Annotated in this window: 10 protein-coding genes; 9 read left to right on the forward strand and 1 reads right to left on the reverse strand. The window is 30.9% G+C overall.

All coding sequences use genetic code 11. The annotated features are described in order from the left end of the window. Window positions 1-13 precede the first annotated feature (13 nt). Window positions 14-523: an STAS domain-containing protein gene (locus bcCo53_RS04040; protein ID WP_025408363.1), complete on the reverse strand. Its 510-nt coding sequence runs from the start codon at window positions 521-523 to the stop codon at window positions 14-16. Window positions 524-599: 76 nt separating this feature from the next. On the opposite strand from bcCo53_RS04040, the gene mutS reads away from it, so the two are divergent. The 9 genes from mutS (at window position 600) to pnp (ending at window position 12,311) form a co-directional block, all read left to right on the forward strand. Further along, window positions 600-3,182, forward strand: a complete 2,583-nt coding sequence (gene mutS, locus bcCo53_RS04045) for a DNA mismatch repair protein MutS (protein WP_025408364.1) — start codon at window positions 600-602, stop codon at window positions 3,180-3,182. Window positions 3,183-3,190: 8 nt separating this feature from the next. After that, window positions 3,191-3,796: a type I phosphoribosyltransferase gene (locus bcCo53_RS04050; protein WP_025408365.1), complete on the forward strand. Its 606-nt coding sequence runs from the start codon at window positions 3,191-3,193 to the stop codon at window positions 3,794-3,796. A 112-nt stretch (window positions 3,797-3,908) separates the two neighbouring features. Then, window positions 3,909-4,340: a ribosome maturation factor RimP gene (gene rimP / locus bcCo53_RS04055; RefSeq protein ID WP_025408366.1), complete on the forward strand. Its 432-nt coding sequence runs from the start codon at window positions 3,909-3,911 to the stop codon at window positions 4,338-4,340. 13 nt (window positions 4,341-4,353) lie between these two features. Then, window positions 4,354-5,799: a transcription termination factor NusA gene (gene nusA, locus bcCo53_RS04060; protein ID WP_025408367.1), complete on the forward strand. Its 1,446-nt coding sequence runs from the start codon at window positions 4,354-4,356 to the stop codon at window positions 5,797-5,799. A gap of 4 nt (window positions 5,800-5,803) precedes the next feature. Next, a complete protein-coding gene (gene infB, locus bcCo53_RS04065) occupies window positions 5,804-8,368 on the forward strand; it encodes a translation initiation factor IF-2 (RefSeq protein WP_025408368.1) in 2,565 nt (854 codons plus the stop codon). A gap of 23 nt (window positions 8,369-8,391) precedes the next feature. Continuing rightward, window positions 8,392-8,754: a 30S ribosome-binding factor RbfA gene (rbfA, locus tag bcCo53_RS04070; RefSeq protein WP_025408369.1), complete on the forward strand. Its 363-nt coding sequence runs from the start codon at window positions 8,392-8,394 to the stop codon at window positions 8,752-8,754. Between the two features lie 6 nt (window positions 8,755-8,760). After that, the gene (gene truB, locus bcCo53_RS04075; RefSeq protein WP_025408370.1) at window positions 8,761-9,609 is read left to right on the forward strand and encodes a tRNA pseudouridine(55) synthase TruB; all 849 of its coding nucleotides are present in this window, start codon (window positions 8,761-8,763) and stop codon (window positions 9,607-9,609) included. Window positions 9,610-9,877: 268 nt separating this feature from the next. Beyond that, window positions 9,878-10,144, forward strand: coding sequence for a 30S ribosomal protein S15 (gene rpsO / locus bcCo53_RS04080; RefSeq protein ID WP_025408371.1), 267 nt, complete (start codon window positions 9,878-9,880; stop codon window positions 10,142-10,144). Window positions 10,145-10,157: 13 nt separating this feature from the next. Continuing rightward, window positions 10,158-12,311 (forward strand): polyribonucleotide nucleotidyltransferase, encoded by a 2,154-nt coding sequence (gene pnp / locus bcCo53_RS04085; protein WP_025408372.1) that lies wholly within the window; start codon window positions 10,158-10,160, stop codon window positions 12,309-12,311. Window position 12,312: the final 1 nt, after the last annotated feature.

The raw sequence follows: 12,312 nt of genomic DNA on the forward strand, positions 1-12,312 counted from the left end.
TTAAAATTGCTCTTTAATTGTTATTTTCTTTCTTAATTCTTTTAATTAGAGTGCAAAATTCTTTTTTGTTATTTCTATTAAGACTTGAGAGTAAGATATGTGATTTTAGTATTGAGTTAAATATTGTATTTTTGTGTGCATTTAAGCAAAAGTATTCTTTCATGTCACTTTTTTGTAATTTTTCTTCTCTGTATTCTATTTTTAATATTTTTTCAAGGCCAAGAGATTGTAAATTTTGAAGTGCTTCCTTGCTTGAATTTATTATTTTAAAGCTTTTGTTGTATTCGTTGCTTTTATTATCAATGTATATGAGCACTCCCATAAAAGTTGAATCTAAATATTTTGTTTCCGATAAATCTATGTATAATTTATTGATTTTATTGTTGTTATTTATGAATATATTTTTAATAAATATTTTGAAACTTACAGAATATAATGCAGTAAGTCTATTTATCAATTTTATGAAAACAGAATCGTCTTTACATATATAAAAGATATTGCTTTTAAGAGTATCTTTTTCCATTGTATATTCTTTTTTGATACTTTTAAGTATATTGTAAAGTTTTAATAATATCAATTATAATTTTAGTATTATACATATGAAAAAAGATTTTACGCCGATGATGAGGCAATATTTAAGTATTAAAAGTAAATATGAGGACGCTATTCTATTTTTTAGAGTAGGTAGTTTTTATGAAATGTTTTTTGATGATGCTCTTGAGGGAAGTAAGCTTTTGGGATTAACTTTGACCAAAAGAGAAGATGTTCCTATGTGTGGAGTGCCTTGTCATACAAGTAAAGAGTATATAAAAAAGTTAATTTTGCTTGATAAAAAGGTTGCAATTTGTGAGCAAGGATTACAAACGGATCCTAAAGGACCTTTAGAAAGAGAAGTTGTTGAGGTTATAAGTCCTGGGGTTGTAATTGATGAAGATTTTTTGCAAGATGATGTTAATAATTATTTGGTAGCTATTAGTGATTATAAGGACTATTATTCATTTTCTTATATAGACTTGTCGACATCTAGACTTGGAATAATTTTTTATGAGGGAAGTTTTTTAGAAAAATTGAGACGGGATATTGAAAAGTATTCTCCAAAAGAAATAATAGTGTCAGATAATTTTTATTACGAATATTCAGACAAACTTATCCTTGATCGATTTTTAGTCAATAAAATTCCTTATTGGCATTTAGATAAAGAAATTGCTATCAAATTACTGAAAGAGCATTTCAATGTTATTAGTTTAAGTTCTCTTGGATTTAAAGAGGACGAACCTTATTATATTTCGTCTTTTTTAATAATAAATTATATAAAGAATAACTTGAAGAATTTGTTGGTTAATATTGACACGATTTGCATTAATAATGATTCTGAATGTATGTTTCTTGATGATGTTACTCAGATAAATCTTGAGCTTGTTAAAAACAATAATGATCTTACAGTTTGTTATTCTCTTTATTCAGTTTTAAATGATTGTAAAACACCAATGGGAAAGAGACTTTTAAGGGAATATATATTAAATCCGCTTTTAGATATTGCTGATATTAACAATAGATTAGATCATGTAGAATTTTTAAACAATAATGTTAATTTAAGCATTAGATTAAGAGATATTCTTAGTAATGTTTGGGATATTGAAAGAATAATTTCAAGACTTCAAATGAGAAGATATGTTAAAAAAGATTTTTTATTGATTAATGAGACTTTAGCATCATTTTTTTTAGCAAAGAATCTGCTTAATGAGCATTCTTTTAATTATTGGATATTCGATATTAATGAAGAAAATAATATAAAAGAAATTTATTCTTTAATTGATTGTTCTATTTCAAAAGAGCAGGATGAATTTATTAAACATGGTTATAATTCTAAGATTGATCGTTTAAGAGAGATTAAAAATAATGCTAGTAAGTATGTTGATGATTATCTAGATTTTGAGAAAAATTTTAGTAAAATTAATAGCCTTAAAATTAAGAGAATTAATGTTAGAGGTTTGTTTTTTGAGGTTACAAAGAGTTATTATGGACAAATTCCTTCTCATTTTATAGAAAGTCAGACTTTAAATTCTGTTAAAAGATATAAAACTAACAAACTTATCGAACTTGAAAGGGATATCAATGATTCTGAGGATAATTTATCAGCTCTTGAACAAGAAATATTTAATGAAGTAGCTTTAAAGCTTGTTAAGCACAGTGTCGTGATTAAGAAAATTGCTAAGTTTTTTGCATATGTTGATGTGATTTCTAATTTTGCATATGTGGCCAAAAAAAATGAATATGTAAGACCTATTTTGACTAATAATAAAGAAATTGTTCTTGAGTGTGCCAGACATCCTGTTGTTGAACATTATATGAAAAGTGGGGAAACTTTTACTAAAAATTCTGTAAAAATTGATAGCGGGAAATATTTTTGTTTGATTACTGGTCCTAATATGGCAGGTAAATCAACTTATTTGCGTCAGACCGCTTTAGTTGTTTTAATGGGACATATTGGTTCTTTTGTTCCCGCCGATAAGGCCATAATAGGAATTACAGATAAGATTTTTTGTAGGATTGGGGCAAGTGATAATATTTCCAAAGGTGAGTCTACGTTTTTAGTAGAGATGAATGAGACGGCTAATATTTTAAGGAACGCAACGCAGAATAGCTTAATAATTATGGACGAAGTTGGAAGAGGTACTAGTACTAATGATGGACTTGCTATTGCATATTCAATTGTTGAATATATTTTAGAATATATCAAAGCTAGAAGTTTATTTGCAACTCATTTTCATGAACTTTCAGCTATTAGTCATGATTCTTTTGTTAATCTTTCAATGAAAATTGAAAAACAAGGTAATGAACTTCTTTTTTTAAGAGAGGTTGAGGAAAAACCTTCTCTTAATTCTTATGGGATTTATGTTGCAAGTATAGCAGGAATACCTTTACAGGTTATTAAAAGGGCAAATGTTATTCTTAAAAGCTTAACTAGTCGAGAGCACTTGTATACGTCAGAATTTTTTACTTCGGTTGCTTCTCCTGTTAATGGCGATGAAGATATAATGGAAGAAGGTTGGAGTTGTGAATTAGAGCTTAATACTTATTTAGAGCTTAAAGATTTTGTTTCTAAAATAGATATCAACAATATTACCCCTTTTCAAGCAATGAATTTACTAAGTGAAATAATTGTAAAAATTAATACATAGGCATATAAATGTGGAATTGGAGTATTTTAAAAAGAATATTGCTTCCCTTTTGTTCTTGTTGTAATAAGAATTATATTTACTTGAATGCTCTTTGCAAGGATTGCATTGGGCTTTTTCATTTTGATGTTAAATTTAGAGATGATATTTGGTATTTTTTTGACTATGAAAATGAATATAAGAAATTGGTTCTTTCTTATAAGAGAGAGGGGCAAAGATTACTTGGTCAATTTTTTGCAAATGGGATTTTACAATTTTTGATGAGCATTGATTTTGATTTGGTTGTTAGTATTCCTTGTAGTTTTAAAAGAAAAGTTTTTTATGGTTTTGATCACATGGAGTATATTGGGGATTTATTAAGTAATAATGGGATCAATTATGTCAATATTTTTAGACGGGGATTGGGTAAAAGTCAAAAATTATTGCGAGGGGATTTAAGGCATAGTAATTTGCGTAATAAGGTCAAATTAAAGTTGAAGTATAGGAATTTTAAGTTTAATAGGGTTGTGCTTATTGATGATATTGTAACAACAGGAGCATCTATGACTGTTTGTAAAGATATCCTTGTAAGACATGGAGCTTGGAGTGTGATAAAGCTATCAATTGCGAGAGCTTAGTCGATTATTGTTTCCTTGACATTTATTTTGATTGATGTTATCTTAATTTTGGATTGAGTTTTTTATTTAAAAGGTTCTTTTAAAAAGAGCCTTGTTCTTTTTAGGAATATGATTGGTTAAAATTATTGATAATAGCGAAGTTTATAATTTAATAAAGAATTTAACAGATCGATTGGGAATTAAAATTATAGAGACTAATATCTTCAGGAAAAGAAATGAGGGTCGGATTCAAGTAGTTGTTTATAAAGATGATGGTTTTGGAGTGGATGCGCTTTGTGATTTACACAGAATGATTTTATTGAGCTTGGAGTCGGTTCTTAAATATAATTTTAGTTTAGAACTTTCTACTCCTGGGATCAATAGGAAAATTAAGAGTGATAGAGAGTTTAAAATTTTTGAAGGTAAAAAAATTAAATTGATGTTAGATAATGATTTTGAAGAAGGGCTTATCTTAAAAGCAGAGACAGATAGTTTTATTTTTAAAACGAATAATAAAGAGGTAAAAATTCTTTATAGTGATGTTAAGAAGGCTAAATTATCATGAAGGAGTCTTGGATATGATAAAGGGTACTGGTCAAATGATTGCCAATATTGCTGGTGAGCGAGGAATGAGCATAGATGCTATTCGTAAAACGGTTAGGGAATCAGTGATGATAGCTTATAAGAAGTATTTTGGAACAAATGAGAATGCTTTAGTTAAATTCGATGAGGATACTGGGGATTTAATAGTTTATTCTAAAAAAAGGATCGTCGAGGAAGTGCAAGATGATATACTTGAGATATTAAAAGAAGATGCTAAAGAATTTGAGCTCTTGGAAGATGGGTATGCGTATATTGAGATTGATCCCAAAATTTTTGATAGACTTTCGATTCAAGTTGCTAAACAGAGAACCAAGAGCGACTTGCAGGGTATTGAGGATAATGAACTTTATTTGGAATTTAAACATAAATTGCATAAAATTGTTATTGGTTATGTTCAACAGAATAGGAATGGAGATCTTTATGTCAATCTTGGGACTACAGATGGTGTTATTCCTAAAAAATATCAATCTCCAAGAGAAGTTTATGGGCTTAATGATAAAGTTAGAATTCTTGTTTACAATGTAAAGAAGGGGAAGAATGGGATAGAGGTGGTCTTATCAAGAACTCATCCTAAGTTTATTGAAGAATTGCTTACGCTTGAGATTCCTGAAATTGAGGAAGGAATTATTAAAATTCATAAAATAGTAAGAGATCCGGGTTATAGGACTAAAGTCGCTGTTTATTCTGAGAAAGAAGAGATTGATCCTATAGGGCCTTGTATTGGGCAAAAGGGTGTTAGGATTCAATCAATAATTAAGGAACTTGAAGGTGAGAAAATAGATATTATTCCTTATTCTAAGGATATTAAAGAATTTATTAAAGATGCCTTAACTCCTGCTAAAATAGATAATGTATATATTATTGATGAAGATTTGCATAAAGCTTTGGTAGTTGTTAGTGATGAACAGCTTTCACTTGCAATAGGTAAAATGGGTCAGAATGTTAGACTTGCGAATAGGTTGCTTGATTGGGCAATTGATGTTAAGACCAGTAGTCAGTTTGCAGAGATGAAAGCAAGTGGAGAGTTTAAACAAGATACTTTTGAAATGTTTGAGAAAATTATTCAGGATAATGTTCAGGAAGATGAATTTGAAGAAGTAAACAAAATTAGTGAGCTTAAAATCCTTGATGATAATATCATTGATAAATTGGTTGCATCAGGTCTTGATGATATTGATAATTTTTTAGATGCTAGCGAGGAAACACTTTTTGAGTTAGGAATAAGTTATGAAAAGCAAGATGAAATAAATAAAATATTGAAGGAAGGGATGGTAATAATTTCTAATGATGATGGTTCTATTGAAGGGATTAAAGATGAGGAAGAATTGCTTTGTCCTGAATGTGGGGCTGTCATTAATGAAAATATGGCTTTTTGTCCAGGTTGTAAGATAGGTCTTAGCTTTGAATTTGAAGAGGAGTAATAATTTGTCAGAAAATATTGATGATGATTGCAGTGAAGATGAAAAAAAAATTAAAGTTGTTAAATTACGAAAGAAAGTAGTAAAGGTTGTAGCTCATACTGATAAAAATTTAAATAAATCTAAGGATAATTTTGTTGAGTCTCCAAATTCATTGGCTAATCAAGATGTTAATAGGGGATATTCTTATGGAAATAAAGATAGGGGAGCTAGACCTTCTTCTTTAAGTAGTGAGAGAGATAATACTAGTCAACAACAAGGTAATAGAGGGTATTTTAATAGGAATTATGTTCATAATAGAGATAATAGGGGAGGTGGATATTCTTATGGAAATAAAGATAGGAGCGTTAGACCTTTTTCTTTAAGCGGTGAGAAGAATAATACTGGTTCCCAGCAACAAAGTAATAGGGGGGGGCATTTTAATAGGAATTATGCTTATAATAGAGATAATAGGGGATATTCTTATGGAAATAAAGATAGGGGGTTAAGGCCTTCTTCTTTAAGTGGTGAGAAGGATAATACTGGTGTTCAACAACAAGGTAATAGGGGATATTTTAATAGAAATAATTCTAATAGTAGTGGTTCTCAGACATTTAGACGAGTAATAAGAACTAAGGTTATCTCTACTGTTGCAATCTCACCTTCTGATTCTGATAGCAAGGGTCTTAATAGGAAACTTGGTGAGAAGAAGAAGCAGCAACAAGAGAATCAAAAAGGTTACAAGAGGAAGAAGGAGGAACTTGAGAGCCAAACAATAGAACAGAAAGTGTTTGACCAACTTCAAAAAAAGAAGAAAGAAAATCTAGCAAATCCAATTCCTAAGTCAATTGATATTATGGGAACTATTACTGTTGCAGAACTTGCAAGAAAAATGAATTTAAAATCCTCAGATTTAATTGCTAAATTAATGACTTTGGGTGTAATGGCAACTATTAATGAGAAAATTGATTCTGATACTGCTACGATTTTGGTTGAAGAATATGGTTCTAGAGTCAATGTTGTTTCAATCTATGATGAAACAGTTATAGAGTCAGAGGAAGATGATGAGAGTAAGAGGGTTGCAAAACCTCCTATTATTACAATAATGGGACATGTTGATCATGGAAAAACTAAACTTTTATCAGTGTTGCAAAATATTGATATAAATCAAAAAGAGTTTGGAGGGATTACACAACATATTGGTGCTTATACTATTAATTATAATGATCATGAGATAACGTTTTTAGATACTCCAGGACATGAAGCTTTTACTATGATGCGGAGTCGAGGAGCGCAAGTTACAGACATTGTAGTGCTTGTTGTTTCTGCTGTGGATGGGGTAATGCCACAGACTGTTGAGGCTATTAATCATGCAAAAGATGCAGATGTACCTATTATTGTTGCAATTAATAAGATTGATTTGCCAGATTCAAATCAGGATAGAGTTAAACATCAGCTTTCAGAGTATGATTTAGTTCCTGAAGATTGGGGTGGGAATACTATTTTTGTTGCAATTTCGGCTCTTAAAAATATTGGTATTACGGAACTTCTTGATATGATTATTCTTCAAGCTGAAGTAATGTCATTAAAGGCAAACCCAACTAAAAGGGCTATTGGTAGAGTTCTTGATGCTAAAATTGACTTAGGTAGGGGGATAGTTTGTTCTGTTATAGTTGAGGATGGGACTCTTTCTATAGGAGATTCTTTTGTTGGGGGAGTTTATCATGGTAAGGTAAGGGCGTTAATTAATGAGCGTGGAGTATCTGTTAATAGTGTTGGTCCTGCAAAAGCTATTAGTGTTTTGGGTTTTTCATCAATTCCTCAGGCCGGTGATCCATTCCAGGTTACAAAAACAGAAAAAGAAGCCAAGTTAATTAGTTCTAAAAGACAAGATCTTAAGAGGTATGAGGATGCTAAGAATGTAAAAAAAGTTACTGTGTCAAATCTTTATGATTCAATTAAAGATGGGGCTTTAAGAGAACTTAAGATAATTTTAAAAGCTGATGTTCAGGGCTCTGTTGAAGCTTTGAGACATTCTCTTGAAAGGTTAACTAATAATGAGATTAGAGTAAAAGTTATTCATTCATCAGTAGGGGCAATAACAGAAACGGATATTAGTTTTGCCTCAGCTAGTGAAGCCATTATTATTGGTTTTCATGTAAGACCTACAACAAAAGCGCAATTATTAGCTGATCAAGAAAAAGTTGAAATCAGAAAATATAATATAATTTATGATGCAATCAATGATATTAAATCAGTTCTTGAGGGTATGTTAGAGCCAGATATTGAACAGAAATTTATTGGATTTGCAGAAGTTCGTGCTGTTTTTAATATTTCTAAGGTTGGGATAGTAGCTGGATGTTATGTGTCTCAAGGTTGTATAAAACGGGATGCAGTAACTAATATTATGCGAGAAGGATTTCAGGTGCATTCTGGTAAGATTTCTTCATTAAAACGAGCTAAAGAGGATGTTAAGGAAGTTAATGCGCAATATGAATGTGGGATTATTATTGATAATTATTTTGATGTTAGGGAAGGAGATATTATTGAGGCATTTGAAATTAAGAAGGTAAAGAGACGATTCGAGTCTTAAACATTTGCTTTATTATTTTTTATATGGAAAAAGAGATAAGAAAATCAAAACTTGAGAGTTTATTAGTTCAAGAGATTGGTAATTTGATAGTAACTAGGGTTGTTAAAGATCCTAGAGTGCATGAGTTCTTGACTGTTGTTAGAGTTGAAATTTCAAATGATTTAATAAATGCCAAAGTATTTATTGGGTCTATCAAAGAAGGCGCATCTCTTGACAATGCTGTTAAGGCATTAAATAATGCTAAGGGTTTTATTCAAAGCGAGATTGTTAAACGTATTAGAGTTAGAAATACTCCGAAATTAAATTTTTTAAGAGATGATACTATTTCTAAGGCTTTTTATGTGAATAAAATAATTGAAAATTTGGATATTGGTCAAGAGCAATAAAATTTAATGAATGGAATTATTTTATTAAATAAGAGAATTGGCATAACTTCTTGTGATGCCCTTTTTCCTTTAAAAAAGTACTTTTCTACAAGTAGAGTTGGGCACACGGGTACTCTTGATAAATTTGCAAGTGGTCTTTTGGTTGTTTTAGTTGGCAAGTACACTAAGCTTTCAGGTTATATTACATCTTTAGATAAAGAGTATATATCAGAGTTTGAGTTTGGAATTGAAACTGATACTCTTGATCCTAACGGTAGAGTAGTAAATACTACGGATTGTATTCCAAGTCTTAAGGAATTAAATTGTGGTATTAGATCTTTTATAGGTGAGATTTATCAAATTCCACCTAAGTTTTCTTCAATACATGTTAAAGGTAAAAGAGCCTATAAGTTAGCTCTTAATGGGGATTCTTTTAGTCTTCAGTCTAGAAAAGTCAATATATATGACATTCGAGTCTTAAGTTATAATGTTGATTCTCGTATTTTGAAGCTACAAATAAAATGTTCTAAGGGTACTTATGTTAGAAGTATAGCAAGGGATTTGGCATTGTCTTTAGGGTCATTTGCTTACGTTAAGAGTCTTGAGAGAATTAAGATTGGAGATTTTAGATTAGACAGTGCTTGTTTTTCTGAAGATATTACTACTAGTAGTTCTTTGATGAGTTTAGAGTCTTTAGGGCTTTTTGAAAAAATTTATGTTGCTAATAGTATGATTAAGTTTATTCAAAATGGTATTTATATTAGTGTTGTTATTAATGTTGGTGAGTTTAAGGTTTTGCAATCTGAAACGGAAGAGATATTAGCACTAATTCGTGGAATTGGTTTGAATAAATATAAATATGTGATCATTTTTTGATAATGGATTTCTGGAACATAATTAGTAATATACATGTTTTAATATTAGGCAAAATAAAAATTTTTAAGAGATAGCTAAGGGTATTCTACGATCATGTTTGATAATCAGCTTAATTGAATTGATTGGTATTTTGTATAACTTGCTAAAAAGTCTTGGTTTTATTTTTGTTATTTGAATAAAAAAATATTATAATTTACTTTGAAGATTTTAATTATAGCAAGGGTGGGTCTATTTTAGCCTTTGCTATGATGGTATAGGAGTCATTTTTATGATTAGTAAAGAACAAAAGCAAAAAATAATTGCAGAGTTTGGTAAGAATGCAAGTGATACAGGCTCAGTTGAAGTGCAAATAGCGTTAATTACGGATAGAATAAGATATTTGACAGAGCATTTGAAGATCAATAAAAAAGATCATAGCTCTAAGAGAGGTTTATTAAAGTTAGTTGGGCATAGAAGGAATTTATTAAGATATTATCAGAAAAAGAATTTGGAAGCTTACAGAACCTTAATAGCTAAACTTGGACTTAGAAAGTAATAAGGGGTTAATTTTGAGAAAAATTTTGAAGTTAAAAGTAGGAAGAGAAGACTTAATTTTGGAAACAGGATTATTAGCTAAGCAAGCAAATGGTGCAGTTCTTGCTACTTATGGTGGTTCTACTGTTCTTGCTACGGTCTGTTGTTCAGATTCAGCCCGTGAAAATTTGGATTTTGTTCCTTTATCTGTTGAATATAATGAAAAATATTATGCTGCTGGTAAGATTCCTGGAGGATTTATTAAAAGAGAAGGTAAGCCAAAAGATAAGGAAGTACTTGTTTCAAGATTAATAGATAGACCTATGAGGCCGCTTTTTGATAAGAGGTTTGGTAGAGAAATTCAGGTTATTCCAACGACTTTGTCTACAGATCAGATGAATCCTCCTGATATTGTTGGGATGAATGCTGCTTTTGCGGCAGTTTTTTTGTCAAATATTCCATTTAATGGTCCAATTGCAGCTGTTCGGATAGCTTACTTAAATAATGAGTTTATAATAAATCCTTCTTTTGATGAGGTACAAGATTCTATTTTAGACATTGTTGTTGCGGGGAGTTTGGATGGTATTACAATGGTTGAAGGTGGTGCTAATGAGGTTAGCGAGGAAATTTTGCTTTCTGCAATAGATGAAGCTTATGAGTACATTAAACAAATTTGTAATCTTCAAAAAGAACTTGTGTTAATAGTAGGTGAGAGAGAAAAGTTGCCACTTGCTTATGAAGAGAGGGCATTTGAATTTAAAGGTGAGCTTAAAGATTTAATTTATTCTGAACTTCAAGTTGCTTGTTTTGTGAGAGGCAAGCTTAATAGAGATAAGGCTATAAAATTAGTTAAGGAGAAAGCCTATGAACATTTTTCTTCTATAGGTCAGATAACTGAAGAGAATGAGAGTCTTTTTTATAAAGCTTGTGATGATTTTGAACAAGAAATTGTTAGAAGGTCAATTCTAGAAGATAATCTTAGAACTGATGGACGTACTCCTACACAAATAAGAGATATTATTGTTGAGGTTGATCTTTTAAAGAGAACCCATGGTTCTGCTCTTTTTACAAGAGGTGAGACCCAGGCCTTGGCAGTAACGACTTTAGGTACAAGTATTGATGAGCAAATAATGGATGATATTGATGGTGATAAGCGTCTTAATTTTATGCTTCATTATAATTTTCCTCCATTTTCTGTTGGTGAGACTGGCAGGCTTATGACTGGTAGGCGTGAGATTGGGCATGGACATTTAGCTCAAAGGTCTTTAGAGGCAATGTTACCTAAAAAGGATGATTTTCCTTATACTATTAGAGTAGTATCTGAGGTATTAGAATCAAATGGATCATCATCAATGGCTACAGTATGTTCTGGAAGTATGTCTTTAATGGCTGCGGGAGTTCCTGTTAAAGAGCAAGTTGCAGGGATAGCTATGGGACTTGTTAGTGAGGGTGATAAGTATGTTATTTTGAGTGATATTCTTGGAGAAGAAGATCATTTGGGTGATATGGACTTTAAGGTGGCAGGAACTAAGAATGGAATTACTGGCTTTCAGATGGACATTAAGATTTCAAATGTTACAAAGCAATTGATGAAGGATGCTCTTGAGCAGGCACGAATTGGAAGAATGCATATTTTATCTATTATGGATTCTGTAATTTCAAGATCAAGAGATGATATATCTGTTAATGCGCCTAAGATTGTGCAGCTTCAAATTGATATTGATAAAATTTCTCTTGTTATTGGATCTACTGGTAAGACAGTTAAAGCAATTACAGATGAGTTTGAGGTTAGGGTGCAAATTGAGCAAGATGGTAGGATTACTCTTTTTGGAACTGATGACTTAAAGATGCAAAAAGCTAAAGCAAGGATAGAGAGTATTGTCAGAGAACCTAAAATTGGTGAGGTTTATGAAGGGATTGTTAAAAAGGTTAATAGTTTTGGAGCTTTCATTGAACTTACTCCTACCAAGGAAGGATTTTTAAGTAACCGAGCAAGATCAAGGGACGATAGATATGGTGATATTAGACATTCTAGATATGGTAGTAGTAGATATTCTAGGTATGGTAAAGATAGTAGAAATACATTTGCTATGCGGCCTGTAAGATTAGAGGAAGGGCAAATGGTTAAGGTGAGAATATCTGATATCGATAAGTTTGGTAAGATTGAGCTTGAGTTAGTTAGAGATTAGT

This window comes from Borrelia coriaceae (genome assembly GCF_023035295.1).
Lineage (GTDB): Bacteria > Spirochaetota > Spirochaetia > Borreliales > Borreliaceae > Borrelia > Borrelia coriaceae.